20 protein-coding genes and 2 pseudogenes are annotated in these 26,421 nt (G+C 60.8%); 8 read left to right on the top strand and 14 right to left on the bottom strand.

Features of this window, described 5'->3' with window-relative positions; genetic code table 11:
* Positions 1-80: 80 nt before the first annotated feature.
* Complete coding sequence (locus ITX55_RS19105; protein ID WP_223085287.1) at positions 81-1,280, top strand: NAD(P)/FAD-dependent oxidoreductase; 1,200 nt, start codon at positions 81-83, stop codon at positions 1,278-1,280.
* 17 nt (positions 1,281-1,297) lie between these two features.
* Here ITX55_RS19105 and ITX55_RS19100 read toward each other — a convergent pair whose 3' ends face one another.
* From ITX55_RS19100 to ITX55_RS19080, 5 genes and pseudogenes are all read right to left on the bottom strand, one after another.
* Positions 1,298-1,552 (bottom strand): hypothetical protein, encoded by a 255-nt coding sequence (locus ITX55_RS19100; RefSeq protein ID WP_108682175.1) that lies wholly within the window; start codon positions 1,550-1,552, stop codon positions 1,298-1,300.
* A gap of 8 nt (positions 1,553-1,560) precedes the next feature.
* Positions 1,561-1,971, bottom strand: coding sequence for a VOC family protein (locus tag ITX55_RS19095; protein ID WP_072626795.1), 411 nt, complete (start codon positions 1,969-1,971; stop codon positions 1,561-1,563).
* A 93-nt stretch (positions 1,972-2,064) separates the two neighbouring features.
* Complete coding sequence (locus ITX55_RS19090) at positions 2,065-4,245, bottom strand: virulence factor SrfC family protein (RefSeq protein WP_108682173.1); 2,181 nt, start codon at positions 4,243-4,245, stop codon at positions 2,065-2,067.
* On the bottom strand, positions 4,242-7,187 hold the full coding sequence (locus ITX55_RS19085) for a virulence factor SrfB (protein ID WP_197756228.1): 2,946 nt from the start codon (positions 7,185-7,187) through the stop codon (positions 4,242-4,244). Before ITX55_RS19085 ends, ITX55_RS19090 begins: the two co-directional genes overlap by 4 nt.
* A pseudogene (locus tag ITX55_RS19080) lies at positions 7,187-8,424 on the bottom strand (SrfA family protein). The gene ITX55_RS19085 and the pseudogene ITX55_RS19080 overlap by 1 nt, the downstream one beginning before the upstream one ends.
* A gap of 298 nt (positions 8,425-8,722) precedes the next feature.
* On the opposite strand from ITX55_RS19080, the gene ITX55_RS19075 reads away from it, so the two are divergent.
* Complete coding sequence (locus ITX55_RS19075; RefSeq protein WP_042785811.1) at positions 8,723-9,637, top strand: DMT family transporter; 915 nt, start codon at positions 8,723-8,725, stop codon at positions 9,635-9,637.
* On the opposite strand, the pseudogene ITX55_RS19070 reads toward ITX55_RS19075, so the two are convergent.
* Positions 9,634-11,125 (bottom strand): annotated as a pseudogene (locus ITX55_RS19070) (PLP-dependent aminotransferase family protein). The gene ITX55_RS19075 and the pseudogene ITX55_RS19070 sit on opposite strands and share 4 nt — an antisense overlap.
* Before the next feature lie 1,052 nt (positions 11,126-12,177).
* Here ITX55_RS19070 and ITX55_RS19065 point away from each other — a divergent pair.
* From ITX55_RS19065 to ITX55_RS19045, 5 genes are all read left to right on the top strand, one after another.
* Entirely contained in the window at positions 12,178-12,564 is a 387-nt protein-coding gene (locus ITX55_RS19065; RefSeq protein WP_049866713.1) for a helix-turn-helix domain-containing protein, read from the top strand.
* A gap of 111 nt (positions 12,565-12,675) precedes the next feature.
* Positions 12,676-13,209 carry a fimbrial protein gene (locus tag ITX55_RS19060; RefSeq protein WP_033651775.1) on the top strand — a complete coding sequence of 178 codons (534 nt, stop codon included), beginning with the start codon at positions 12,676-12,678 and terminating at the stop codon, positions 13,207-13,209.
* A gap of 60 nt (positions 13,210-13,269) precedes the next feature.
* Positions 13,270-13,974, top strand: a complete 705-nt coding sequence (locus ITX55_RS19055; protein WP_072626797.1) for a fimbria/pilus periplasmic chaperone — start codon at positions 13,270-13,272, stop codon at positions 13,972-13,974.
* 61 nt (positions 13,975-14,035) lie between these two features.
* Entirely contained in the window at positions 14,036-16,612 is a 2,577-nt protein-coding gene (locus ITX55_RS19050) for a fimbria/pilus outer membrane usher protein (protein ID WP_223085285.1), read from the top strand.
* A gap of 74 nt (positions 16,613-16,686) precedes the next feature.
* A complete protein-coding gene (locus ITX55_RS19045; RefSeq protein WP_050440144.1) occupies positions 16,687-17,772 on the top strand; it encodes a fimbrial protein in 1,086 nt (361 codons plus the stop codon).
* A 13-nt stretch (positions 17,773-17,785) separates the two neighbouring features.
* Here ITX55_RS19045 and ITX55_RS19040 read toward each other — a convergent pair whose 3' ends face one another.
* From ITX55_RS19040 to ITX55_RS19005, 8 genes are all read right to left on the bottom strand, one after another.
* Positions 17,786-18,409 carry a LuxR C-terminal-related transcriptional regulator gene (locus ITX55_RS19040; RefSeq protein WP_033645336.1) on the bottom strand — a complete coding sequence of 208 codons (624 nt, stop codon included), beginning with the start codon at positions 18,407-18,409 and terminating at the stop codon, positions 17,786-17,788.
* A gap of 109 nt (positions 18,410-18,518) precedes the next feature.
* Positions 18,519-19,058: a fimbrial protein gene (locus ITX55_RS19035; protein WP_046687944.1), complete on the bottom strand. Its 540-nt coding sequence runs from the start codon at positions 19,056-19,058 to the stop codon at positions 18,519-18,521.
* An 18-nt stretch (positions 19,059-19,076) separates the two neighbouring features.
* Complete coding sequence (locus tag ITX55_RS19030) at positions 19,077-20,081, bottom strand: fimbrial protein (RefSeq protein WP_033651772.1); 1,005 nt, start codon at positions 20,079-20,081, stop codon at positions 19,077-19,079.
* 14 nt (positions 20,082-20,095) lie between these two features.
* Positions 20,096-20,707, bottom strand: coding sequence for a fimbrial protein (locus tag ITX55_RS19025; RefSeq protein ID WP_033645333.1), 612 nt, complete (start codon positions 20,705-20,707; stop codon positions 20,096-20,098).
* Between the two features lie 11 nt (positions 20,708-20,718).
* Positions 20,719-21,465, bottom strand: coding sequence for a molecular chaperone (locus tag ITX55_RS19020; RefSeq protein WP_033645332.1), 747 nt, complete (start codon positions 21,463-21,465; stop codon positions 20,719-20,721).
* A gap of 24 nt (positions 21,466-21,489) precedes the next feature.
* Positions 21,490-23,991: a fimbria/pilus outer membrane usher protein gene (locus ITX55_RS19015; protein WP_033645331.1), complete on the bottom strand. Its 2,502-nt coding sequence runs from the start codon at positions 23,989-23,991 to the stop codon at positions 21,490-21,492.
* Positions 23,992-24,062: 71 nt separating this feature from the next.
* Entirely contained in the window at positions 24,063-24,614 is a 552-nt protein-coding gene (locus tag ITX55_RS19010; RefSeq protein WP_033645330.1) for a fimbrial protein, read from the bottom strand.
* 91 nt (positions 24,615-24,705) lie between these two features.
* Positions 24,706-25,236 (bottom strand): fimbrial protein, encoded by a 531-nt coding sequence (locus ITX55_RS19005; RefSeq protein ID WP_019455211.1) that lies wholly within the window; start codon positions 25,234-25,236, stop codon positions 24,706-24,708.
* A gap of 757 nt (positions 25,237-25,993) precedes the next feature.
* Between ITX55_RS19005 and ITX55_RS19000 the strand changes: the two genes are divergently transcribed.
* The gene (locus tag ITX55_RS19000) at positions 25,994-26,407 is read left to right on the top strand and encodes a hypothetical protein (RefSeq protein WP_033651770.1); all 414 of its coding nucleotides are present in this window, start codon (positions 25,994-25,996) and stop codon (positions 26,405-26,407) included.
* The last annotated feature ends 14 nt before the right edge of the window (positions 26,408-26,421 follow it).

The raw sequence follows: 26,421 nt of genomic DNA, 5'->3' as shown, positions 1-26,421 counted from the left end.
AATTTGGCGGTGACCGGCGGCGAAACGGCGTAATATGGCGCTCTTTTGTCGCGATTGTGGTTTTGATAAGTGAGGCTCAGGTGGAACAGTTTGATGTCGTAGTGATTGGGGCGGGCGCCGCCGGCATGTTTTGCGCCGCGCAGGCGGGGCAACTCGGTTGCCGCGTGTTGCTGCTCGACAACGGCAAAAAACCGGGCCGCAAGATCCTGATGTCCGGCGGCGGGCGCTGCAACTTTACCAACATGTACGCCGAACCGGCGGCCTATCTGTCGAACAACCCGCACTTCTGCAAGTCGGCGCTGGCGCGCTACACCCAGTGGGACTTCATCGATCTGATCAACCGCTACGGCATCGCCTACCATGAAAAAACGCTGGGACAGCTGTTCTGCGACGATTCGGCGCAGCAGGTGGTGGATCTGCTGGTTAAAGAGTGCGAGCTGGGCCAGGTGACGATGCGCCTGCGCAGCGAAGTGTTGGGCGTGGAGAAAACCGAGAGCGGCTACCAGCTGGCGCTCAATGGCGAAAAAGTAAGTGCTCGCTCACTTGTGGTGGCCAGCGGCGGATTATCCATGCCGGGGTTGGGCGCGTCGCCGTTCGGTTACAAACTGGCGGAGCAGTTCGGCCTCAGAGTGTTGCCGACGCGCGCCGGGCTGGTGCCTTTTACCCTGCATAAGCCGCTGCTGGAGCATGTGCAGAAGCTGTCCGGCGTGTCGGTGCCGGCGGTGATCACCGCCGAGAACGGCGTCAGCTTCCGTGAAAGCATCCTGTTCACCCATCGCGGCCTGTCCGGCCCGGCGGTATTGCAGCTGTCCAGCTACTGGCAACCGGGTGAGTATGTGAGCATTAACTTACTTCCTGAGCTGGATCTGGCGGGCTTCCTTGATGAACAGCGCCTGCAGCACCCGAACCAAAGCCTGAAAAACACCCTGGCGCTGCACTTGCCGAAGCGGCTGGTGGAATGCTTGCAGACCCTGGGACAACTGCCGGAGGCGACGCTGAAGCAGCTGAATGCGCCGCAGCAGGCGGCGCTGGTGGATCTGTTGCAGAACTGGCGCGTGCAGCCGAACGGCACCGAAGGTTATCGCACGGCGGAGGTGACGCTCGGCGGCGTCGACACCAACGAACTTTCTTCCAAGACGATGGAAGCCCACAAGGCGCCGGGGCTCTATTTTATCGGCGAAGTGGTGGACGTGACCGGGTGGCTGGGCGGTTACAACTTCCAGTGGGCCTGGAGCTCGGCCTGGGCCTGCGCCCAGGCGCTGGCGGCGCAGGGGCGGTAACGTTCAGCAGTGACGGGTTAGGCCGATTTTTTTGGCATAAAACGCAGACACAACCCAGCGACCGCCGCTGCTGCAGCTGCATAAAGCATCAGCAGGTAGGCGGTCGAAAGCGCCTCCGGATCGCCGAGGCCCCATTCATTAGACTTGTGAACCATTTCCCACGCCATGTCCGGTGTCAGCAGTAGCCGAGAGGGAATGATGTTCGGCAAGACAGCGAATACCGGGACAAAAATCACCGAGGCGATCGGTTTTCTCAGCTGATTAGGTTCCATTTTCTCTCTCAACCTGCCGGCCCTTTCAATTCCACGCGATTGCCGTCCGGATCGCTGAAATAGATGGACGGCCCGTCGCCTTCCGCGCCGTAGCGTGATTCGGCGGGATCAGCGTCGATCCCCTGCGATCGCAGGTAGGTCAGCAACGCGTCTTCGTTGAACGGATCGATGCGCAGGCAAAAGTGATCGACGTTCTGCTGTCTGGCATAGGGCGGCATGCCGCCTTTTCTTCCGAGCATGCCGTTGACGTCCACCAGATCGATCATGGAGGTGCCGGCGCGCAGGTGCACCAGTCCCAAATCCGGTCGCTGTTTGGCGATATCGCAACCGATGACCTGGGTATAAAAACGCAGGCTGTTCTGCATATCGCGCACGCGCAGAACCACATGATCGATATTCTTCAGGCTGAAAGGGGGCATGGTTCTCTCCCAAGAGCGGTACGTGACTCTTTAGCTTAAGCGGTCGCGCCCGATTTATCCTGTTTTCTCCCCTATTGCCGTCAGCGCCGCCATTTATCGCAAAGCGGCCACGATCTCCTCCAGCTCAGCACGCTGCGCCTCACCAAGTGCGCTGTCCATCGCGGCATTCTCCGCCAGCAGGGTTTGCAGGCCGATCAGCCAGTCATAGATATAAAACGCGGTATTTTTGGTCGGCGTCGGCGCCAGCCGGGTTAGCCGCTGCTGGCCACTCCAGTCCACCGCCGGCTGCGGCGGCGGGGTAAAGATCGGCTGGCCGGGATTGACGCGGCTCTCGGGGCGCGTGGCCGCGTCGCGCCGCTGGAAGCCGAGCCAGGCGACGAAGTCGCCCAGTAGCGCCAGCGCCTGGCTGATCTGCCGATCTTCACCCTGTTCCGGCAAGCTCCCGGCGCACAGCGCGCGCTCCAGTTCGTCGTCGAGCCGCAGGCGGCAGGCGGCGCCGATCAGCGCATCGACCAGCAGTTCGAGGTGCGGCCTGTCGACGCCGAGCAGATCCAGCAACCGGCGGCTGTCAGGCAGCGCGCGCAGATGGTTGACCCAGTCGGCGAAGATCCGCGCGGCGAAAGGCGATGCGGGCTGCTCGCCGGGCGCCGCAGGGTCTTGCGCACCGAACAGATCGATATCCAGCCCAAACGGCGAAGGCGGCGTCGTCTGGGACGGCGTCGTATGCTGCTGTTGCTGATAAAGCTGGCGCAGCGTATCGCGCTGGGGCAGCAACCGTTCCAGCAGTTCGCCGTGGCGGCCGGCCTGCGCCTGCAACGCGCGCAACAGCTGCTGGGCGCGTTGCTGCGCCGCGTGCGGATCGGCGACGGAGAGCCAGTTGCCGAGCAGGCTTTCCGTCAGTTCGCGCTGCAACTCTTCACGCTGTTCGAGCAAGCGCGCTTGTTTGTGGGCCGGGCGCGCCTGTGCAGCCAGGTAGTTCACCATCCGGCGGCAGTCCTGCTCATCCAGCGCCAGCAGCGTGGCCCAGCTGTCGCCGGGCTCGCCGACCTGACGCTGGACGGCATCGTCGGGCCGCGCTTTGCCTTCCTGACGCAGGTCGAACGGCGTGATCGCCCAGATTAAACCGGGCTTGCGGCGCTGGCGCAGCGCCGGGGTTTCCCCCTGGGTGTGGTTGACCCAATCGGCGAGCGCCTGGCCGACGCGCGCGGTGTCCTGCGGCGTGGCGGCGGCATCGGTCACCAGCAGCAGGCTGGCGTGCAGGCCGTCGGCGCAACGGGCCAGTAAATGGGCGCGCTTCGCCTGCTGCAGACGCTGCGCCGGCTCCGCCTGCGGACAGATGCGGCTGCCGGGCAGATCGATCAGCGCCACGTCGGCGGGCAAGCCTGCCTGCGTCGTCTGCGGCAGCAGGGTGGTCAATTCTGCGGTCAGCCAGGCCAGATCGCTCAGCGCGATCTCCCGTTCATCGCCGTTTTCGGTCATGACGGCGATCGTGGCGTTTTCCGGTGCGGCGCTTGCGGTCAGCAGCGCCAACGCGCGGCGCGGGGCATGAACCCGTTTGCTGCCGTCGAGCGCCTGCAACGCGTGCGCCAGCTGGCGGTAACGCGCCGTCAGCGTCGCTTCCTCTCCCCACAGCGGCGCAAACAGGCGCGCGCGGTCATCGATGCTCAACTGCGGCGCCAGCGTCACCGCCTGCGGCCAGAAGTGCCTGTCGAGCGAGGATTGCTCTTTGTCGCCGTGGCGGCGCAGGCTGTCCCACAGCGCCAGTACGGCATTGCCGTCGAGGCCATCGATGGCGATCGCCTGTCGGTGGCGCGTCAGCGCTTGCAGGTGGTCGGCGATGGCGCGGGCGTCCCAGTCCGTGCGGAAGCCGCTCATCGCGGCGGCGTCAATCGTCATGGCCAACCACTGCGCTTCATCGAGCAAGGCGAGGGCGATCGGATAATCGGCGGGCCCCGCCTCGGCCGCCGTGCAGTAGCGCACCGCGAGCGAAAGGTCCGCGTCGAAGCGTTTCGCGCCGGGCGCCAGCGCCGCCAACAGATGGGCTTTGGCGGCGGCGTTGTGGCCATATAAACCGATGGCGACCTGCGCAGACCGTGTGTTTTCCAACAGTGCGGCGCGGTTATGGCAACGCCGCAAACGCTGTATTAGCCGATCGGCTTCCCGCTCCAGGCGGGCGGAGTGATGGCGTGCGGCGTCCACCCAGTCGATCGCCTGCAAAATGCCGGCGCTGAGCGCGTTATTCGGAGCCGCTGGGGCGAGGGTTTGCGTGTTCATCGTGGGTAAATGCTCCCGCTGTCTATCCAGTAGTGGGTCGCACCGGAGGCGCTGGCAGCCAGGGTATTGAGTTTCAGTTGCAGGTGGTGCGCCGGGACGGGGCTGCCGTCGGCCAGCAGCGCCTGGGCGATCTTGACGCTCTCGGCGCCCTGCTCGGCGCTGGCGGTGATGGCCAGCCGCAGGCCGATCACCGCGTCGCCGGCCAGCTTGCGCGCCAACTGGGCGTCATTGATGGTCAGCGTATAGAGCGGCGAGGCCGGCCAGCGTTCGTTGTCCAGCTGGCGGAAGCCCAGACGCAGCGGGCCGCGCAGCTGGAAGCTGCTGGCGGGATCGAGCGCGAAATCGGCGCGATCCAGATCGATGTCGCGGTAATAGACGTTATCGTCCGCCAGCATGTTGTTGCCGTCCAGCATGCCCAGATAGCGAATGGTGGAGTAGGGCTGGAAATCGCCGACGTTGAAGTAAAAGCTCTCCAGCCGCAGATCGATCGCCAGCAGGCACAGCATGGCGCCCACGGCAGCGGTGGATTTCGGGTTGTCGATGCGGCCGCGTTTGTTGAACGGGTACCAGCTGCGGGTGTGGTAGCCCTCGAGCGGCAGAATGCGGCTGGCGGGCAGCGGCTGCAGGTGGCGCAGCAGCGCCTGCACGCCGGGGAAGCGCGCCGGGCGGCCGGTCAGCAGCAACACGTCGCAGGTGTACAGCGCCACCACTTCGGCCAGCAGGCGCAGACAGCGGCCGATGCCGATGCGATCGGACAAGAAAGCGGCGTGCAGGTCGGCCAGACGGATCACCAGCGGGGTGTGCAGGATATCGAAGGCGTCGCTGTCGGCTTCGCGCTGCACTTCGCCGTTGATAAACGCCAGCACCTGCGGCGTCGGCCGCTGCGGCAGCAGATCGCCGAGGCCGGCGGCGATTTCCGCGCGGCTGTCCAGCGGATCGTACTGCTCATAGGCGGCGAGCAGCGCGCGTCCGGCGGGCATGAAGATCTGCAGCGCGGCCTGTTGACGCAGGGTGGAAAGCCCGTCCATGCGCCCTTCGTTGCCGAACAGTTTGTCCATCAGCGCCGCGGCGGCGCTCACGCCGGCGGCCTCGAACGCCTGTTGCACGGCGGGCAAGACAAACTGCTGGATGATGTCCAGCAAGATATCGTCGCCGGCGACCTTAAAGCCCTCGCGGAACAGCAGGCGCGGGTTGATTTTGATGTTGTTGCCTACGCCGTCATCGAGCGAGTAGTGCGTGATCGCCAGATCGGTGGTGCCGCCGCCGATGTCGATGGAGGCGATGCGCAGCGTCTTGCCGGGCTGTTCACCCGGCGCCAGCGGCCGATCGGGCCGAGCCATGGCGGCAAAGAAGGCGTCGGTGCGGCCGGCGAAGTTCACCTGGGTTTCGTTGTACAGATAGACCATCTGGCCGCAGGTGGCTTCGTCCCACTCGATCTGCACCTGCGGCGCCGGGAAGCGAGTGTGCGCGCCGTCGAACGGCGCATCCTGCGGGTGCCAGCCGAGGGCTTTCCACACCAGCCCGATCGCTTCCTGCATGCGGCGGCGGAAGATCTCCCGCTCCGGCTTCGGCATCGCCGACGGCAGCGTCAGGATGATGGCGCGTAAACGGCGCGGGGCGGCGGCGTTCGGCATGCGGCTGCGCTGGGCGATGCTGTTGATCTGCATCAGCGCCTGCGCCAACAGCTCGCTCAGCATCAGGCTCATCACCGCGCTGCGGCTGTAATGGGCGGCGAACACCGGCAGCCGTTCGGCCGTCGGCAGGGCGGACAGCGGCACGCCCTCGTCGTTGATCAAGGTGGTCAACGGCGCGGCGGCGGCCATCGGCTCGTGCCGCTCGTTGAAGCGCCAGCCGGGCGCATAGCGCTCTTCGTCCCACAGATAGCGGCGCGGGCTGGAGATGCCGGTGGTGCCTTCATGCCCTTCGCGTCGCTGCGCCAATTGCGCGGCTTCACGGCCGACGCGGGTGATGGACGGCCATTGGAAGGCGTCGTCGCGTCCGCTCTGGAAGGACAGATGTGGCTTGCCGAACGCGGCCCGAGAAAACTCCACCCGGCTCTCGAACAGTTCGTTGTAGACGTGATGCGGTTCGGACAGCGAACGCAGCTGCAGCTCATAGGTTTGCTTCAGGCCGTTGCTCTCTTCCGGATGGTCTTCGACCAGCACGCCGCAGGTGTGAGAATTGCCGACGTCCAGCACCAGATCGACGTCGATCGCCGGCTGTTGCAGCGTCGCCGCCGCCATTTTTATCTGCGGCACCGTCAGCTGATGGCCGAGCATGTGCAATAGGTTGAGGTAGTGCGCCTGATACTCGAAGGTTTTCAGCCCGGCGTTGATCTCCGCCTCGGCGCGCTGTTCCTGCTCGGCGGCGCGCTGGCTGAACGCCTCGCGCAGCCAGCCGTCCACCCAGGTCAGATCGAGGAACTCGCCCAGCTCGTGGTTGCGGTGCGCCAGCGCGAAGCTCAGATCGGCGCCGAGATCGCTCTCGCCCGGCGCCAGCGCTTCCTGGCCGGGCACGGCGGCGCGGGTATCGAAGGCCAGCACCACCCGCAGCAGGTTGCCGTCCTGATCCGGTTCATCCAGTTGCACCACCTGCAGGCGAGCCCAGTTATCCGGGCCTGACAAAAATATCCCCGAGGCGGTATAGCGCAAGAACGGCAACGGCAGCCAGAGCTTATCCAGCAGGCGCAGCGACTGCTGCAGCGGGTAGCTGAACTCCGGCCGCACCACTTCGGGGGCTTGCCCGCCCTCGGCCGGCAGCTGATATTTGCCGCTCTCGGCCTCCCATTGCAGGCGCAGCAGCGGGCCGCTGGCGGTCTTGCGCACGAATTTGCCGGGAAACTCGGCGTCCAGCCGCGGGGTCAGGGCAAAGTCCATAAACTGAATGCCGCTGTCCTGAATCAGCGTAATGCCGTGTTTGTAGTCCGTAAGGGGTGCCAGCATCATTTACTCTCGCGCTTGAACGTCATGGGATAGGTGGTGTCCGCATCGTAGCGGCCGGTGCATTCCGCGGCCCCGGTCTCGCCCTGGCGGCAGACGATTTCCGGGATCTGGTAGCGGCTGCCGTCGCTGCAGCGCGCTTTGGTGCGGCTGTTGATCACCAGATTGCCGGACTGCATCAGCCCGGCCTCGACCGCCACCCGGCAGGTGACGCCGTCGCCGTAGGCGATGACGGCGCTGCCTTTGCCCGCGTTCAGGCGGTATTGCAGGCTGGGGCGCTTGCCGGTGATCGGATCTTTCAGCGCCACCGTGGCGCGCCATTTGCCGTTAAGGAAACGGGTGGAGCCGGCCTTCACCGCCTCGGGCGGCAGCACCAGCGCATTTTTGTCCGCCGGCTGCGGGATGACCGGCGCCGGGGGCGGCGGCATCAGCGTGGCGTGCGCCAGCGGCAAGCGCAGCTCAGGCAACGGCGCGGCGGTTTTTTCCGGCGGTGCCGGATGGCGCACCTCAGCCGGCATCGCCGGTTGCGGCGGCGGTGAGCGGTGCAGCCAGGCGGCCAGCGCCGCGCTGCCTAGCAGCAGTACCGGCAACAGCCACAGCGCGTGCGTCGACGCGGGCGAACAACGGCGGGGGATTCGGCGGGCGCCGTCGGGGCGGGCACCGGTTCAGGCTCGGCGGCCGGGGCCGGTTTTACCGGTTCGACAACGGCCGGTTTGCGCGGCGCGGCGGCGATCGGCGCCGGTTTTTCCACTTCCGATTCGAGCGGGCGCAGGCAGGCTAACGGATCGTCCGGGCTCTGCGCCTGCGGTTTGATAAAGCCCCAAAAGGTCAGCACCGGCCGATCGTCCACCAGGTAGACGTGGTTGGGATCGGGAATGTGCATCGCTTTGGCCAGCAGCGCGCCGAACAGGCGGTGGCTGGGGTGATCGGTCGCCCGGGTCTGTTCGGTCAGGCTGCGGAAGGTCGCCAGACAGTGTTCCAGGTGGCGCACCGCCTGCGCGCGCTGGGCATCGCTTGCCGCCAGCCAGGAGGTCACCTTGCCCGGAAAGGGCGCATACCAGTCGATGCGCGTGCCGCTTTCGTTCGGCTGGGGGATCGCCAGACAGTCGGCGGCCTGCTGCTGTCGGCGAAGACGCAGGGTTTCCCGCAGCTGCTGCGCGCAGGCGTAGATCGGTTGCCCGTTTTCGCCTAAAGCCAGCACATCATCCAAACTGCCACTGCGTAAGAAGGGTTTCACCACGGCGCCGCACCTTGTCCTGTTCTGCAAAAACGCATAAAAGTCCATGGTACCCCGCCGGCGATGCCGCCAAACGGCCAAGGACAGCCCGAAAAACGCCCTTCTTTGGCGTTAGCGGCGCACTTTGGCAACCGGCACAGTGAAAATCTCGCTATCTGGACCTGTTTGTGAACCGCTTTATCTGAAAAATAGAACGCAGCCCCGGCAAGCGACGCCTGGGGAACGATGTTCTCTTTCACTATGACCTCGCCTCGCGGGTTGCCGATTTCGGTATGCCTCAGGCGTGCGGAGCATTCGCATGATGGACAGTCAGTCTGAAAAAACGCTTGTTGTTACCCCTGCTCATCCCGCCGTCGGGCATTCGGCTCAGGGCTGGATGAACGGTTTCCTCGGCATGATTATCTTCAGCGGCTCGTTGCCCGCCACCCGGGTGGCGGTGCTGGAGCTCGATCCGCTGTTTCTGACGGCGATCAGGGCGGCGATCGCCGCTTTGCTGGCCCTGTGCGCGCTGCGGATCACTCGCCAGGCGCGGCCGACGCGGGCCGATTTGCCGCCGTTGCTGTTTGTGGCGCTCGGCGTGGTCATCGGTTTTCCGCTGCTGACGGCGCTGGCGCTGCAGCACACCACCTCGGCGCATTCGCTGGTGTATATCGGCCTGCTGCCGCTGGCAACCGCCGGTTTTGGCGTATTGCGCGGCGGTGAGCGCCCCAAGCCCGCTTTTTGGGCTTTTTCGGGCATCGGCGCCGCGCTGGTGGGGGCGTTCGCGCTGAGCCAGGGGAGCGGCGGCGCCTGGCAGGGAGATATGCTGATGGTCGGCGCGGTGCTGCTGTGCGGTTTGGGTTATGCCGAAGGCGCGGTGCTGTCGCGCCGGATCGGCGGCTGGCAGGTGATCTCCTGGGCGCTGGTGGCGGCGTTGCCGTTGACGCTGGCGGCCGCATGGTGGGCGGCGCCGGCCGCTTGGCCCGTCGTCAGCGGCGCCGCCTGGCTGTCGCTGGCTTACGTCTCGGTGTTCAGCATGTGGATCGGCTTTATCTTCTGGTATCGCGGCCTGGCGCAGGGCGGCATCGCCGCCGTCGGGCAATTGCAGCTGCTGCAGCCGTTCTTCGGCCTGGCGCTGGCGGGCTGGCTGCTGCAGGAAACCGTCCAGCCGATGATGATCGTCGTGATGGCCGGCGTGGTGGTTTGCGTGTTCGGCGCCAAACGCTTTTCTCGCTAGGCCCCGTTGCGGGCGCAGGCGCGGATCACCTCGCCGAGCCGTTCCACCGCCTGCTGCACCTGGCGGTCATCGTAACCGCCCAACCCCAGCACCAGACCCGGCTCACCGTGGCCGGGCACATACATCGGCGATACCGCCCGCAGCGCCAATCCGGCTTCGTTGGCCTGCTGGGCGACCTGCACGTCGTCGAGATCTTTCCTCAGCCACAGCACCATGTGCATGCCCTGATCGCAGGGCTGCACCCTCCCCAATTCGGCCGATGCGCGCGTTGATCGCCTCGATCAGCACCCGGCGTTTCTCGGCGTAGACGCCGCGCATTTTGCGGATATGCCGGTCGAGATACCCTTCGGCGATAAAGGCGGCCAGTACATGTTGATCTGCGCTGGGCGGGTGACGATCCATCAGGATCCGGGCGCCGCAAAAGGCGTCGACCAGCGGCGGCGGCACGATGGCGTAACCCAACCGCAGCGAAGGGAACAGCACCTTGCTGAAGGTGCCGAGATAGAGCGTCCGCTCGGGCGCCAACCCTTGCAGCGAAGGGAACGGGTGGCCGGCGTAGCGCATCTCGCTGTCGTAATCGTCTTCCACGATCCAGGCCTGCCGTTCTCTGGCCCAGGCCAGCAGGGCGCTTCTTTTCGCCATGCTCATCGGCATGCCCAGCGGATATTGATGCGACGGCGTGACAAAAGCGGCGCGGGCGTCGGCGGCCAGGCGCACGCCGGCGGCAACGTCGATGCCGTCGTCGGCGACGGGCACCCTGATCATGTGCCGATCGCGAAACAGGCTGTTAAAAAGGGCGGTGATGCCGGCGTAGGCGGGATCCTCGACCCAGGCGCTGTCGCCGGCGTCCAACAGGATCTGCGCGGCCAGATACAGTCCCTGCTGGGTGCCAGCGGTGATGAGGATTTGCTGCGGCGTGCAGTTTACCGAGCGGGAACGGCGCACATAATCGCAGATGGCTTCGCGCAGCGGCAGGGCGCCCAACGGATCGCCATAGCCGGACGGGGCGCCGGGGCCGCGCGCCCGGATGCGGTTGCCGAGCCGCCGCCAGATATCGTCGGGCGCGGTATCGCCGATCGGGACCGACACGGTGAATGGCACCGACGGCAGCGCCCGCGCCTGGGCGGCAAAGCGCGCCAGATGCTGCGCCTGTGAAGAAAGCGGCACGGCTGTGGCCGGAGCGGTTTGCACCGTTGCGTGTGGCGTGCGGCGCGGCGCCTGATAGTGGGCGACCCGGGTGCCGGAGCCGGGCTGCGGTTCAAGAAAGCCTTCCGCCGTCAGCTGAGCAAACGCCTCCAATACCGTGCCGCGCGCCAGATTCAGCGCCGCCGACAGCCGGCGCGTCGAAGGCAGCAGATCGCCCGCTTTCAGATCGCCTTTGTGGATGGCCCGGCGCAGTGCCTGCGCCAGTTGGTGGCTTAGCTGCCCCGCCTGGCGGTCAATCTCGCCGAGGGCGGGGACGTCAACGACTTGGGCTGTTCTGGGCATGCATTCCGGTCCATATTAAAAAAAGAAATTGCTTAGGCAGAGTAAACCACTTTATCTCGCCATGCATGCGTTGCCGAATTCGCGGTGTCGCGGCATGGCGGTTGTGTCTGCCTCGCCATAATTTAGTGACGTCTGACGATCAATATAGAGGGGGCATGTTGTTGATTGCTTGTGCCTGTCAGCGTGGCGACTGTTTTCATCGCGGACGTAGAGCATTTATATTGCGAGCGGCGTTGAATATGGTTTGCCTGAGTGAACAGGAGCGGCGCTGAATAAAGCGCACGATAATAAACGATGTGAGGAGGGGCGCGGCAAATGAATAAGTTTGCGAGATTGTTCCCGGATAGGGCGCGTGACGGTGATTGGTGAACGTAGGGGGGGGCTTTGCACTGTAAGAGCCTAAATGCGGTTCATTAATGGTGTAAATGTTAATTTTTTGGTGTTTATGTTTGTTAATTGGCGTTTTGGATGAAATTTAATGCTATTTAAAATATTAAAATTTATCGACGGTATAAGTCAGATATGCTGCAAACTATTAATTAAATCTATTTTTTGTTTATTAAAATCTATTTTTAGTCATTCCATGTTATTTTATTTTAAATAATATTAAAAAAGCAACATATACATCTGCAAAAATGTTTTTTTCTGTATCATTGCTCCAGGTCATTCAAATGAGGCGAGAGGCGCTGTTGGTGCGCAGAGGACGAGTTCTCTGCGTTGTAATGCGGAATGCTGATGAGAGGTTGAGTCTAAAAAAAGTAACGCTTTTTTGTGTTTTTGAAGTTTTCAGCTAGTTTATCCGAAAATGCAGAGTGAAAGACTCACCGCAAAAGGAATGACGGAGTTGATATTTTTTTTCTGATAACTTTCTTGCCTTGGTCAAAAATAAGGTGAGGCCGGCTTTTAATGGATATTAAATCTGTTTTAAGACGTTTATGGTCATTATGGCTGATGAGTTAGCAGGGATTGTCTCAGAGTGTTCTGAAATTATAATGTCATAGCGATATTATGATTCTGAGTTATTTGTTTTTTATTTTATCCAGGGAATTGACATGATGGAACGCAATCTTTTTGGTTTTATCATCGATAACGATATACAGCTCGATATCGCTAATAAGCGGCTGGTGCGCATTAATTCTTTATCGCCGGAAAAACTGGTGTTGTTTAGTACCGTGACGCTCAATGATGCCATGGTGCGGCTGCTGGTTTTTTTGCTGATCCAATATGGTAAAGGCCGACAGCTTTCGAAGAATGAAATACTGAAAAAAGTCTGGGATGAAAATCATTATTCTTCGTCCAGTCAAAAACTCTGGCAAACCATGAAAGAGCTGAGGATAAGGCTCGATGCCATCGGTTTGCCGCACGACTTCATAGTGAATGTGAGGGGGTCGGGTTATACCCTGAATAATCCTATCGTTACGCCTTTGTTCTACGAGTGAGCTTATTGAACGTGCGTTGCAAGAAATAACGTATTGCTTAAGGAGCTCGTTCCCGCTGGCTATCACCTACGGAAATAGAACGCGTTATAATTAAAATCATCAGGAGTATATATGAAAAAGACCTCCGTAATAGGATTGGCCTTGCTGGGCTGCGTTGGTCAGGTGCAAGCCGCCAGCACCGGGACGATCAATTTTAGCGGTACTGTATCTGCGATGACCTGTGATGTACGGGTCAATGGGCAGGAAGCCGATGGTAATGTTGCTTTGCCGGTTGTAAGCGAGAGTCAGCTGAGCGTGATGAGCTGGACTGCAGGTCGTACGGCGTTTGAGCTGAAGTTGAATAATTGCCAGGGCGCCTTGAAAACCACGACGGCGTTCTTTGAAGCCGGCCCCGGCGTGGATTCGAGCGGGCGCCTGCGCAACCTCACGGGCACGGCGAAAAACGTCGTGCTGCAGCTGCGTGAAGGCTCTGGGGCGTTCAATCCGATCGTTGCAGGCAGTCAAAACCAGATAGCGAACGCTACCTATTACACCATCACCAATGGCATGGCGACCTTGCCGTATACGGTTGAATATTACGCCATGGGCGCCGCGACCGCCGGCTCGGTGGTAAGCAACGTCGTATATTCACTGCAATACAAATAACCCGTATTTCAAGGGGGGATTTTCCCCCCTGTTTCTCAGCTATTTATTGGGGCGATTATTATGAGCAGACAGGCTCGTATTTTATCGCAGGCTTTCTTGCTTGCAGTTATTTCTCTTTTTTCGGCGATGACATTTGCCAGCGTGGTGATTAGCGGTACGCGCGTTATTTATTCCTCGGAGGCGAAGGATGTCACCGTTAAATTGAACAATGTCGGTAAAGCGCCGGTATTGATTCAAAGCTGGATCGATGACGGTGATATGACGGTGAAGCCGGAAAATATCCGCGTGCCTTTTATTTTGACGCCGCCGATTAATCGCGTCGATCCGGGCAAAGGGCAAACCTTGCGCCTGAGCTATACCGGGGCGGCGCTGCCGATGGATAAAGAAAGCGTTTTCTGGTTGAACGTGCTGGAAATCCCGGCCAAAAAACAGCTCAAAGATGATGCCAGCCTGCTGCAAATGGCTTTCCGTTCGCGCATCAAGCTATTTTTCCGTCCGGCGGGCTTGAACGGCGACGCCAATGACGCGGCGCAGAAAGTGACGTGGTCCGCCGCGCCGGGCGGCGTGAAGGCGTTCAACCCGACGCCGTATTTCGTCTCGTTGGTGAGCCTGGCCGTCAATGGTAAGGAACGTGAAGGGCAAATGATCGCGCCGTATTCCTCGCTGATGTTTAACGGCATTCGCGCCGCCGCAGGAACCCAGATCGTCATTGAATTCGTCAATGACTACGGCGCCGTCAATAAATTCGATGCGCTGGTGAAGTAAACGAAGCACATCGCCATTTAATGCCTCATCGGCAGCAGCCGAACCTTGCGGAAAAAAGTTCATGACCGAATATGTTAGCGTTGCGCATGGCCTTCGCACGGCCTCTGCGCGCTTAACGCCGGCGGCGCTGTGCGTGCTCGGCGCATTAAGCGGCGCTCAGGCGTGGGCCGACGACCGTGTGCCGCGGGCCATCGCCGGAAAGGTCGAATTCGACCCGTCGTTTCTTAACCTGAGCGATCGCGCCGGCGTCGATCTGGCGCGCTTTGCGCGCGGGGCGGCCGGGCTGGCCGGCACGCATCGGGTGGCGTTGTTTATCAATGACGAGGCCTTTGGCAATAAAGAGATCGACTTTCGCAGCCGCGCCGATGAGAGTCTGTATCCCTGTCTGACGCCGGCTATCGTCAATAGCATCGCTTTTAACGACGCCGCGCTGCCGGCAGGGGCGCTGGCGCCATTGGCGCAGGGCGAACCCTGTTTTAATCTGCCGCGGCAGATTCCGGATGCGCAGGTCAACTTCGACAGCGGCGAGCAGCGGCTGGATATCGTGGTGCCGCAGATTTATATGCGCAAGACCGCGCGCGGCAGCGTTGACGCCGCGCAGTGGGATAGCGGCGTCTCGACGTTGTTTCTTAATTACAACCTGAACGGGTATTCCAGCACGTCACGCGGAGCGGACTATAACTCCGTCTACGCCGGTTTGTCCGGCGGGGCCAACTTCGGCGCCTGGTATTTGCGCCATAACGGTGCCTATAGCTGGACGCAAAACGGCATTTCGCAATACGACAGCATTAACACCTTCCTGCAGCGCGATATTCCGCCGCTGAAGGGCAGAGGCGTGATCGGCCAGGCGAACACCACCGGCCAACTGTTCGATACGCTGGCGTTTAACGGCGTGCAGCTGGCCAGCGATGAGCGCATGTTGCCGGAATCGCAGCGCGGCTATGCGCCGGAAATTCGCGGCATCGCCAGAAGCAACGCGCAGGTGACCGTGCGGCAAGGGGGGCAGGTCATCTATCAGACCACGGTAACGCCGGGGGCATTTCTGATCGACGATCTGTATCCCACCGGTTACGGCGGCGATCTGGAAGTGACGGTGCGTGAAGCTGACGGCGCGCAAAGCGTCTTTACCGTGGCTTATGCGGCGGTCACCCAACTGCTGCGACCTGGCGCCGATCGGTACGAAGTCGTCGTTGGCAAGGCCGACAGTGACAGCCTGCGGGAAAAGCCCTGGCTGTATCAGGCCACCTACCAGCGTGGTTTATCCAATGCGCTCACCGCCTACGGCGGCCTGCAGGCCGCCCGAGATTATCAGGCGGTGCAGTTGGGCGGGGCCGTCGGTTCCTCGCTGGGCGCACTTGGCTTCGATGTGACGCAAAGCGACAGTCGTTTGGGTCGCGAACGGCGTCAGAGCGGGCAGAGCTACCGCCTCAGCTACAGCAAGACCGTGAATGACATCGGCAGCAGCCTGTCGCTGGCCGCTTACCGATTCTCTACCTCCGGCTATATGGATTTCATGACCGCCATGCAAACGCGCGACCGGCTGAGGCAAGGCGGCGGAGAGGGCGATATCGCGCGCGCTCGCAATCGGGTGACGTTTTCCATTTCGCAGGAGTTGGCGTCTGGATGGGGACAGCTGTATGTCAGCGGCTCTGTGCAGGATTACTGGAACGGGCAGGGCAGCGACAAGCAGTATCAGTTGGGGTATAGCAACAGCTATAAAGCCGTCACCTACGGGTTGAGCATGACGCGCAGCCAGGCGAGCAATGGCCGGGCGCAAAACAGCTATCTGCTGAATTTCAGCCTGCCGTTAGGGCGTCGTGACAAGGCCGGCACGCCGCAGCTGCGGCTCGGATTGGCGCATGACAGCGACGGGTTGTCGAGCCAGCAGGCCACCCTCTCCGGCAACCTGGGGGCCGACAGTCGGTTCAGTTACGGCATGAGCGCAATGAACGCCAATCGCAATGGCGGCAGCGGCTCGGTAAACGGCCAGTATCGCAGTCAGGCAGCGCTGCTCAGCGGCGCTTACAGTTCCGGTAAAGGCTACCGCAGCGCCTCCGCCGGGTTAAGCGGCACCGTCGTGGGGCATGCCGGCGGCGTCTCGTTCAGCTCTTACGGCTCGGAAACGTTCGCGTTGGTGGAGGCGAAAGGGGCCGAAGGCGCCAGCGTCTCCGCATATCCAGGGGTGTATGTGGATGCGCAAGGCTATGCGCTGGTGCCGTATTTGACGCCGTATCAGCTGAATGAAATCAGTCTGGATCCCAAGGGAAGCGCCCCTGATCTTGAAATGGATGAGACCACGCAGAAGGTCGCGCCTTATTCCGGCGCGGTGGTGAAAGTGAAATACAACGCCCGCCAGGGCTCCCCGATTCTGATCGATACCGCTGCCGCCGGCGCGCCGGCGCCGTTCGGCGCCGAAGTGATCGACGAAGGCGGCGCCGTGGTTGGCGCCGTGGGGCAGGGCGGGCTGGTTTATGCGCGCGTCGCTCAGGACAGGGGCGCGTTGCGCGTTCGCTGGGGGGCGGATCGCGCTGAGCAGTGCGCCCTGAATTACGTGCTGATGCCGCAGCAGAAAGGCAGCCGGCCGGTATTGCAGCGCTTTAGCGCGCCGTGTCGCAGCGGCGTTGGCGCAGAACGATGAGACCTATTTTTTGCTCGGGAACGCCGTCGGGCACGGCTGCAGCGACGGCGTTTCAGCGCACGGGAGAGAATGAGATGACACAGAAAAACCGCCAGGGTATTTGGCGCGGCATTGCCTTGTTGGCGCTGTTGCTGGCCCAATCGGTGTGGGCCGACTGTTATTACAGCGATAAGTCGGACGTTAAAAACGATCTGAATATCACTGCGCCCATTGTATCCAGCAATATCACCGTGGGGGCAGAAGTGGCCCGGGGCGCTACGCTGTATACGCAAAATTTTAACCCCACTTTCAGGAATGTGTACGTCGAATGTTCGACGGCGCAACCGTTCATCGCGATAGACATGGGTTATGAGCCGCCGCCGCATCCTCTGTCGGAGTGGAGCGGCGGTTTTGGCAAGGTTTATCAGACGGGCGTGCCGGGCGTTGGCGTGTTTATCGATAACCACGCTTTGTCCTTCACCCTGCCGTACACGTCGCGGAGCACGGAGAGTCATACCCTGTACGGGTGGTCGTCGAATCTTTTCAAATACCGCATTCGGCTGATAAAGACCGGCGATATTCAACCCGGCACCATCACCGGCGCCGATTTGCCCTGTTTGGTGACCCAGGTTGGGCCGGCAAGCTCGCCGTTTACCGCTATGCGGCTGTGTTTTACCGGCTCGATCAATATCGTCGCGCAGAGTTGCACCACGCCCGATGTTTTCGTCGCCATGGGGAAATACGATATGGGACGAGATTTCACCGGAAAAGGCAGCGTAACCGAATGGAAAGACGCCTCGATCCGCCTGATGGATTGCCCAAAATTTTACGGTACGGCCGAAGCCCATTATTCCGATAGCGGCAACAGCGGCATCGTCAGCGCAACCGCCAACAGTTTAGGGGTGTCGTTAGCGCCCAATACGGCGGTGGTCGATGGCGATAACGGCATTATGGGGCTTAAAGACGGCAGCGGCAGCGCAAGCGGCGTCGGCATCCAGTTGGCCTATGGTGCGTCATCGCCGCGGCCGGTGCAGTTCTCGCGGGAAATTAAGGTGCCGCTTTCCCCCGCCACGCCTACGTCTTTCACCATCCCGTTGCAGGCGCGTTATATTCAAACCGAGCCTACCGTCACGCCGGGCGCCGCCGACGCGACCGTGACCTTTAACATCAATTATTATTGAGTGGGCGGGCTGGTCAACTCAGCCCGCGCTGATTCAGCAGCACCTTATTCAGCTCGCTGTTTTTACGCACGTTGAGCTTGCGCATCGCCGAACGCTTATGGGCGCTGATGGTTTTCTGGCTGCGCTGCAGCAGGCCGGCGATGCTGCAGGCGGACATGCCGCTGCTCATCAAACCCAGCACCTTTTTCTCGCAGTGGCTGAGCGCGGCGATGCGGCAAGCCTGGCATTTCCACTGGCCGGCGGCGTGCAGCGCCACCCACGGATGCAGGATGAACTTTTCCAACGCCATCTGCAGCTTGAGGCGAATGGCGTAGGCCGAATCGCGCCGATGGATGCTGAACAGCGGCGGCAGGTTTTTCACCTGTTGCTGGGTCGCGTCGTCGAGGATCAGCAGGGTCAGCTGCCGCTGGCGCGGAACGCCGTGAGGGCTTTGATAACAACAGGCGCAGCCCCAGCGCTCTTCCGGCGTGCGGAACACGATTTCGATGTTATCCAACGCCTGCAGCGCCAGCGGCGAGAACTGCGGGTACCGGCGGTGGCATTCGTTCAGGGAGTGCAGATAGTCCTGCAGCAGCAGACGCAGCCCCTGCTGGTAGAAGTTATCGCTGTCGAACAGCGTGAAGCGAATATCTGGCATGGGTGACTCCTTAAAAAGCCGTGGCGCCGCGCCGGAGCAAACGGTGACGGCCCATCGCCGGCGTTCGCGCGCCGGTCGTTTTCCTGATTTCCCTGGGACGGTGCGGGGCTTATTGGTACGCCAGCACAAAATTGGCGATGGACGTGAATTCGCCTTCGGTAATGCTTTGGTTTTGAATCGCGCTGGGCCGCCCTTGCACGTAGGCGGTGAAGTTCAGGCTGTTGGGGCCGTTTTGCAGCGCGACGGCGCTGGTGGCCTTATTCAAATCGATGTCTGCGCCCTGATGATCGAACAGGGCGATGGCGGCGCCGTTCGCGCCGTTGTTGATCGCCAGCTTGCCCGGCAGCTCACCGTCTTCGGTGCCGCTGAAGGTTACGCTGACGGATTTGAATACCGTGGTCTTGCAGTCGGTCAGCTTGATGCTGAACGGTACCGGTGTGGTGTGGCCGTAGCGATACAGGGTTTTGACGATCACCGTGCCCATCTCCACCAGCTGATCGGCGGACTGCGGTTCGATATTGCACGGCCGGCTCACCACGGTACCGTGGAACTGCACCGGCGCGCCGATAAGCTCGGTGTTCGCCGCCGCCGGCATGGCGGCAAACCACCAGGACGCGCAGCTGAGCAGCGCTAAAGCGCGTAGACGCATTTTCCGTTCCTCCCTCGGTTACTGGAATGCCGCCACGATGGTGGCCGACGCGTTGAATTCCCCTTCGCCGATCTCCGCGCCGCCGTTGGCGAACGGCGCCGCCACCAGGTTCCAGGAGCCGCCGTTGCCGATGTTCGGCACCGGGTAAAACTCGTTCGGAATGACCAGCTGGCCGTTGTGCGTCAGCCGGATGCCGAGATCGTTCTTGTCGGTTTTGAACACCTCGTTGCTGAAGGCGGCCGCCGTGCCCGACACCGCCAGCTTGATGTTCAGCGTGCCGTCCTCGAAGCTGCCGCCCTCGCACTGGAAGCGCACCGGAATGCTTTGCGGATAGTTCGAGCCGTTGAGATCGCTGCCGCCGATTTCGCCGAACTCCACGTTGATCAGCTGGCCTTCGTTCACTACGCATTTATCCGGCACGTAAAGGATCGCGGACTGGATAAACACCTGCGCCATCGGATTGGGGCCGAAACCGCCGTCGGTTGAGCCGAGGCGGCCGAACATCTCGATGATCTGCCGATCGTTAATCTCGACGCCGTTGATGATCTTTTTGCGCACCCGGAAGGTGATGCGGCCTTTTGAACCGCTTTCATAGTTGTTGACCTGCACATAGGGCGGTGAGCAACTGTGATTGGGATACTCGTTGGATTCGTTGTAAAAAGGCACCGTGACATAGGCCTTCTTATTACCTGCAATCCACACTTCGGCTTTTAAATCCAGGAAGTCGTTCAACTGCAAGAAGCCGTTGCCGTAGTCAGAGGGGGGCAGCGCCGAATCCGACTTGTAAAAGTGCGGGCTTCGGGGGATCGGCGTATCGCAGTAGGCCTTGCCGGTATAGGTACCGCCTAATGAATAGGGAAACTGTTTGGTGAACCCCACCTGGTTGGTGATGTTGCTTTGATTCAGATCGATATAGAACTGTTTGGGGCCGCCGTCCGGCGTGACGTAGCCGTTGGCCCAGGCGGCGGGGGCCGCCAGCGCGATCGCCAGCGGCAGGCAGAGTTTGGTCAGTTGTGTTTTCATCGCGTTCTCGAGCCTCACAGGTAAATCACCTGAATGTGCGCCACGGCGGCGAACCCGGCCGCCATCACCGCCCGCTGGGTGGATTCCACGCTGGCGCTGAACCACAGGGTGTTGCTACCGGGTTGCAGAATGTAAGGGCGGCTGCGTTGATTCAGCTCCAGCGCCTGGCCTTGTTGGTCTTGCAGCCGCAGACCGATGCCCTGCACGCCGCCGTTCAGCTTCAGCAGCGATGGGTTGTCGACATCGCTTTCGCCGAGAAACACCAGCGTGGCGGCCTGCTCTCCCTGCAGGTAGAGGCGGCCGGCGTCGCCGTTGCGCGGGCCGGCCGGGTTATCCGCCAGCGCGCGCGCGCCCAGCAGGCAGTTGCGGAACGAGAGGCGAAAACGCACCGGCGCGCTGCGATCGCCGGCGTTGCGGAAGTCGCGTGCGCTGACGTCGCCCAGATCGACGGACTGATCCCGGCTGTCCGGCGTCAGGCTGCAGGGGGAGCTGAGCAGGCCGCCGTGAAAGCTGACGGTGCCGGTGGTGCCTTCGATCACGCCCAGCGGCGTTGCCGCCATCGCGCCGCCGCCGCACAGCAGTGCGCCGAGCAGCAGCGGGCGCAGTCGATCGGTGAATTCAGCCATGCTGGACCTCCTTATTTTTTCTCGGGCACGGCGGTGCAAACGCCGCCATTGCAGACGAAGCGCAGCTCCGGATGGCCGCCGTAGTCGTTGATGTAGGTGATGACGAAGCTATTCATGCCGGTCTCTTGCAGCTTGAGGCTTTCGCTGGATTTCGGCTTCAGCATCAGCGGCTGAAAACCGCCGATCGCGCCGCCGCCCTGTTTTTGCGTCTGCCGCGTCATGCCGGTCAGGGTGATGTAAAACGGCGTCGGGTTATCGACGGTGATGGCGCCGCCGCTTTTACGGAACACCAGCTTTTCCTGCCACACCTGGCCCTTGGGCGCGACGATGGCTTTCGGCCGATAGAACAGTTTGATCTGCGTTTGCAGCGCCAGCTGCATCACGTTGGTTTTGGTGCTTTTCGGCGGAATTTCGCGCAGGTTGAAGTAGAACACCGACTCGCGATCCTGCGGCAGGCGATCCGCCTCCGGCGTCTTGGTGATGCGCACCACGCTGCGCTCGCTTGGTTCCACGCGCTGCAGCGGCGGCAGCACCACCAGCGGCGAGGTGATTTTCTGGTGCTGCTCGTTCTCAAGCCAGGATTGCGCCAGGAAGGGCAGCTCTTTGTTTTCGTTGACGATATTCAGGCTGATCGATTTGGCGTCGCTCACATAAACGGCGCGCGTGCGATCCAGCGATATCGCCGCGTCGGCGGTGGGCAGTACGGCGCTCAGGGCCAGGCCGGCGGCGGTCAGTAGCGTTATCGGGTGTTTGTTCATGTCATTATTTCTCAGCGTTACGGATTACAGGGTGGCGCACGGCAGCAGCAGCTGGTCCAGCGGCTTGGCGGCGCCCGGGATCACGATGCGGCAGCGGCGTTGGCCTTCCCAGGCGACGTCCAGTTTTTCCTCCGGCTGCACGCCGGTCAGGTAAACCGAGCCGCCGTCGTTGACCACCGCGACCTCGCGGCCTTTCTCGCTCAGCACCGCGGCGCCGAACGGCGGTTCGCTGCCGTCCGCGAGGCGAATGGTGGCCAACAGCTTGCTGCCTTTCACCACCTCGAAGTGGCGGTAACCGATGGCGCCTTCGGTCAGCGTGCCTTGCACCACGGCGCGAGTGGCCTCGACGTCGTCCGCCAGCTTGTTGACGTCGATGCGGGTGTCGGTGTTGTAGTAGCTGGTGATGTCGGAAATCACCGCCAGCCCGAAACGGTTGCTGTAGGCGCGGCCGTTGTTGATCGGCACGCCGGCGATGCCGTCGGTGTCGAGCATCATGCGGCTGCCGCCGTTGCTCGAGTTCTGATGCGCCGCGATGCCGTGCCGGGTGGCGGTGAGGCCGCCGCGGAACGAGCCGCCGATCGACGAGTAGCTGTCCTGCTGGTAAGAGGCGCTGGCGTTCAGCGAGCCGAACGAGGCGTTGTGGGTGTAGTACCCGCGCGCCAGCGATTTGCCGGACTGATTAAAGCCGCCGCTGACCTGCCAGGTATTGTCCGGATCGCTGTAGTCGTTGTACGACGCGGTCTGCGTGACATCGCCGTTGTTGGTTTGCAGCGCATAACCGACGCGCCGACGGTCGCCGATCGGCACGGTGAAGTTGAGCATCACGCTGTCGTCGGTGCGGCCCTGGTAATAGGTGCGGTAAGCCGACAGCGAGGCGGTGATGTTGCTGATATCGCCGACGCTGAACAGCTTGCTGGCCGACAGCCCGTAACGGTCCTGGGTTCGCGCATCCCAATAGGTCTGGTGCGAGTAGGTCAGGTAGGCGGTGATCGCCTTGGCGCTGTCTTCCGCCATAAAGGTTTTGCTGGCGGTGATGGTGTACAGCTCTTTCTGGCGGCCGTTGTAATTCTTGTCGTAATCGCCGTAACGCTCCTGCAAATACTGCGACATGTTCATGAACTTGCGCTGCGAGAAGCGGTAGCCGGCGAAGGTGATCTGGCTGTTCAGCTCATCGAACCGTTTGGCGTAGTTGAGCTTGAACGACATGCCGCTGGCGGTTGGCTCGCCGGGCAGACGGGCGATCGACTGGGTGACGTCCAACGACATGGCGCCGAACACGTTCAGATCGCGGCCGAGGCCGAGCGCCCAGGCGTTATAGTCGCCGCCGAGCAGCGCCCCGCCATACAGCGACCAGGCGTTGCTCAGCCCCCAGGAGAAGTCGCTGGCGGAAAACAGCGGGCCCTGGGTGCGGTGGTCGTAGGCCGAGGTTTTGCCGAGCGCCACGTTGTAGCGCACGTAGCCCGGGCGGGTCAGGTACGGAATGGTGGCGGTATCCACCTGGAAGGTCGAGACGGTGCCGTCCTGCTCTTCCACCTTGACGTCCAGCTTGCCGCGCACCGAGCTGTTGAGATCCTGAATGGCGAACGGCCCGGCGGGCACGGTGGTTTCGTACAGCGTGCGGCCTTCCTGCGAGACGGTGATCTTGGCGTTGCTCTTGGCGATGCCGCGCACTTCCGGCGCGTAGCCCTGCAGGTTCGGCGGCAGCATGCGCTCGTCGCTGGCCAGATTGAGGCCGGTGAAGCGATAGGCGTCGAACACCCCGGAGTCGAGATAAATCTCACCCAGCGTCAGCTTGGCGGCCTGCATCGGCAGCGCGCGGTAGGCGTAGATCTGGTTCCAGTCGAAGCCGGTGCTGCGATCGCCGGCCTGCTGATTGTAATTGGCCTGGTAGTCCGCGCGCAGGCGCCAGGGGCCCAGGTTGGCGCCCAGCGTGCCGTAGCTGCTCAGGTTCTGGGCGGTGTTGTTGTTGTGATTCTGCTTGCCTAACTGGCCGCTCAGGTTGTAGTCCAGCAGCAGGCCGGGAATGCCGTCGTCCCACTGCTCGGGCGGTGTCCAGTCGGGATCGGAGTATTTCATCCACGCCTGCGGGATGGTGATCGCCAGCACGCCGCCGCCGATGCGATCGGAGACGGTCGCGCCTTTGATGCCGCGAATGTCGGCGCACTGGTTGTCGTGCCACAGGGTGACTTTTTTGGCCGCTTCTTCTTTCAGCGCCATTTTTTCCACCAGATCAGGCGGCAGGCACACCTGGCTGCCGCTCTTGTTATCCGGCGACGGGAAATACTGAATGCTGCGCTGGGGCAGCGTTTTCTGGTTGATCTTGATGTCCAGCAAATAAGCGCCGGGCATGACGTAGTCGGCATCGGAGAAACGCGAAAGATCCACTTTGCTGCGCTCGCCGATATCCAGGACGTCGGTATTGAATTCCGTGGCGGAAAATGCCGGACGCACCCAGAGGAAAGATAGAATGACGAGAAGAGGTAGGTGTTTCCGTGTCAGTAATGACGTCATAGCATAATCACTCATGGCAAGTCCGCGCCCAATAGCAGGTCATCCGTGCGACCTGAATACGTAATGCTGTGCAGCGCCCGCCGGCGCTAGAGATAAGACAGGGTGAATTTGGCCAGAGAGCTGAAGCCGCCCGCCCGCGCCTTATCGGGATGCAGGCGCAACTGCGCGCCAAAGCGCAGCGTGTTGTCGCCGGCGACGATCTGGTAATCCGCCGTCGTGCTGCCGAGCGGGATCGGGGTGCCGGCATCGGTCAACAGCTCGATAGCCACGCCCTGCGCCTCGCCGTAAACGCCCAGCAGGGAAGGATCCCGGCTGTCGGCGGTGCCGTCGAAGGTGACGTTGGCTGCGCGATAGATGAAGTCAGGCTTCACCTGGCTGGCCAGTTCGCAGTTCACCAGTTTGATCGTGAAATGACGGCGGCTGCCGATCAGCACCGATTGCCCGTCCTGCGAGGCATCGGTCATGGAGATCAGACCGAAATCGACGGTTTGATCCAGGCTGTCGCTGGCGATGCCGCACGGCGTTTCAACGATGGTGCCGCCCAGGCTGACTTTGCCGTGGCCCTGATTTTTCACTGCCGCCGCCGCGCTGCCTACACTGAGCGCGATGAGCAACAGGCCGCAAAGGCGGATAGTCATGCTGGCGTCTCCCTGTCTTGCCCTGTTCCCTTGCCGCTCTCGTCGGCATGCAATCAAGCGGGGGATGCCCTGAGACATCCCCTGTGGGGTATTACAGGTAAGCCAGGGTGAAGTTGGCCACACTGGTGAAGTCGCCCGGCACCACGGCGGCGGAGGCGCTGCTGCCCTGCAGGTAAGCGGCGAATTTCAGCGAGTTGTCGCCGTCGTTCAGGCCCTGACCGTCGGTCGCCGTGCCCAGTTCCACTTCCTTGGAGTGCAGGTTGTCGTAGATCACGATGCCGGCGCCGGTTGCCGTGCCGCTCAGGGCCAGCAGTTTGTTGTTGACCGGATCAGGCGTGCCGGTAAAGGTCACCTTGACGTTTTTCATGGTGGAGATGGAGCAATCTTTCAGTTCGATGTTGAAAGGTTGCATGCTGGATTTACCCTGGTTAGCCAGGATGCGGCTGCTGATTTGGCCCATTGGTACGGTTTGGTCAACGGATTCCGGCGCGACGCTGCATGGCGCATCGATAATTTCGCCGGTAAAGGTGACTTTACCACTGCCCTGATTAGATGCGGCGTGAGCAACAGATGCAGAAGCGAAAGCAATCACGGTTGCCAGCATTAATTTATTCAGTTTCATTTCTCAGGTTCCTGTAGAGAGTTTTTAAATAAAAAGAACAGCACATCTAAATCCCCCGCAGCGGTGGCAACGTCATGTCGCCGGCCGTACGGTTGGAGCCAGATCCTTTTGCTCTGGGCAATACGCCAACATCCGTTATTTATGAGAAATAACGAGATTGGGAAAATCGACAATGGATTTTCTGGTAAATAAAATACGAGTTTTACGTGTGGCGTGTTGCTGGGAATATTCTTGCAAATAATAGTATTGCTTGGAAATAGATTTTATTAAATTAAGTCAAATTCAGAATATAAAACCAAAAGGAAAAAGAAATATATTTGCTTTAAAACCAATAGATCGTATACAAATATTATCCAGTATAAATCACTATATAAATAACGATATGCGAGATATTAGATCGGGGGAAATAGGCTGATACCTACAATTCGCCATATTGTTTTGCTAATATCGCCCTGAGGCAGCAGATGATGAATTTCCCTTTAGAAACAAAATATAAAACATAATCTATTGTTTTTATTGTTGTTTCGTGGTTTTCTTCCCCTAAGGGATTGGCTTTTTTATTCGTGTTTAGCCCGCGTTTAGGTCTAATTCATTAACAATTAAATAACAATGTCATCGGTAGTGAATTATTCTATCGCACTGCGGTATAGGGATTTTTCACTGCCTAACCCATTTTGATTAATCAAATTAAGGCATGTGCTGTTGCCGTTCGCCACATAATGATGACCTAAGTGACAATTAAAGGATTATAAACGGAATGATAACGATGATTAATGCTTGCGGCGGCCGCCGTACGGTAGTTTCTGCTATATTTTTACTGTCTGTCATGTCGCTGTCAGGCTGCGTGGGCGGTAGCAAAACAAACCTGAATTCCGTGAAAAAACTTTCACAGAACAATCCTAATGATAAATCCGATGAACAACGTATCGCGCTTTGCCAGCAACGGGTTAACTCATTAAAAAATATTAATCCGCAGAGTTACCAAAAACGCATTGCCTATTTTAACGGTCTGCTTTCCAACGCTTCCGGATATGCCGGCGTGCGCGGCAATGTGGATGAAAGCACCCGTAAAGCGATTGATGCTCTTTATCAATATAAAACCGAGAAATTCTGCGCCGACGTTGAACATGAGCTGATGTCCGATCTGTCCAACCGGGTCGAGAATCTGTAGCCATGAAGCGATGC

The sequence above is a fragment of the Serratia sp. EWG9 genome (assembly GCF_019913725.1).
GTDB classification, from domain to species: Bacteria; Pseudomonadota; Gammaproteobacteria; order Enterobacterales; family Enterobacteriaceae; genus Serratia; species Serratia ureilytica.
The sequence above is the reverse complement of the archived record's forward strand: the minus strand, read 5'-3'. Positions and strand labels throughout refer to the sequence as shown.

Bases quoted from the DNA above. Each gene is read 5' to 3' on its own strand.
- ITX55_RS19100 (WP_108682175.1), bottom strand. From the start codon at position 1,552: ATGGAACCTAATCAGCTGAGAAAACCGATCGCCTCGGTGATTTTTGTC.
- ITX55_RS19020 (WP_033645332.1), bottom strand. From the start codon at position 21,465: ATGAACAAACACCCGATAACGCTACTGACCGCCGCCGGCCTGGCCCTG.
- ITX55_RS19010 (WP_033645330.1), bottom strand. From the start codon at position 24,614: ATGACTATCCGCCTTTGCGGCCTGTTGCTCATCGCGCTCAGTGTAGGC.
- ITX55_RS19055 (WP_072626797.1), top strand. From the start codon at position 13,270: ATGAGCAGACAGGCTCGTATTTTATCGCAGGCTTTCTTGCTTGCAGTT.
- ITX55_RS19005 (WP_019455211.1), bottom strand. From the start codon at position 25,236: ATGAAACTGAATAAATTAATGCTGGCAACCGTGATTGCTTTCGCTTCT.
- ITX55_RS19015 (WP_033645331.1), bottom strand. From the start codon at position 23,991: ATGAGTGATTATGCTATGACGTCATTACTGACACGGAAACACCTACCT.
- ITX55_RS19045 (WP_050440144.1), top strand. From the start codon at position 16,687: ATGACACAGAAAAACCGCCAGGGTATTTGGCGCGGCATTGCCTTGTTG.
- ITX55_RS19075 (WP_042785811.1), top strand. From the start codon at position 8,723: ATGGACAGTCAGTCTGAAAAAACGCTTGTTGTTACCCCTGCTCATCCC.
- ITX55_RS19030 (WP_033651772.1), bottom strand. From the start codon at position 20,081: ATGAAAACACAACTGACCAAACTCTGCCTGCCGCTGGCGATCGCGCTG.
- ITX55_RS19095 (WP_072626795.1), bottom strand. From the start codon at position 1,971: ATGCCCCCTTTCAGCCTGAAGAATATCGATCATGTGGTTCTGCGCGTG.
- ITX55_RS19060 (WP_033651775.1), top strand. From the start codon at position 12,676: ATGAAAAAGACCTCCGTAATAGGATTGGCCTTGCTGGGCTGCGTTGGT.
- ITX55_RS19090 (WP_108682173.1), bottom strand. From the start codon at position 4,245: ATGAACACGCAAACCCTCGCCCCAGCGGCTCCGAATAACGCGCTCAGC.
- ITX55_RS19085 (WP_197756228.1), bottom strand. From the start codon at position 7,187: ATGCTGGCACCCCTTACGGACTACAAACACGGCATTACGCTGATTCAG.
- ITX55_RS19050 (WP_223085285.1), top strand. From the start codon at position 14,036: ATGACCGAATATGTTAGCGTTGCGCATGGCCTTCGCACGGCCTCTGCG.
- ITX55_RS19025 (WP_033645333.1), bottom strand. From the start codon at position 20,707: ATGGCTGAATTCACCGATCGACTGCGCCCGCTGCTGCTCGGCGCACTG.
- ITX55_RS19000 (WP_033651770.1), top strand. From the start codon at position 25,994: ATGATAACGATGATTAATGCTTGCGGCGGCCGCCGTACGGTAGTTTCT.
- ITX55_RS19040 (WP_033645336.1), bottom strand. From the start codon at position 18,409: ATGCCAGATATTCGCTTCACGCTGTTCGACAGCGATAACTTCTACCAG.
- ITX55_RS19035 (WP_046687944.1), bottom strand. From the start codon at position 19,058: ATGCGTCTACGCGCTTTAGCGCTGCTCAGCTGCGCGTCCTGGTGGTTT.
- ITX55_RS19065 (WP_049866713.1), top strand. From the start codon at position 12,178: ATGATGGAACGCAATCTTTTTGGTTTTATCATCGATAACGATATACAG.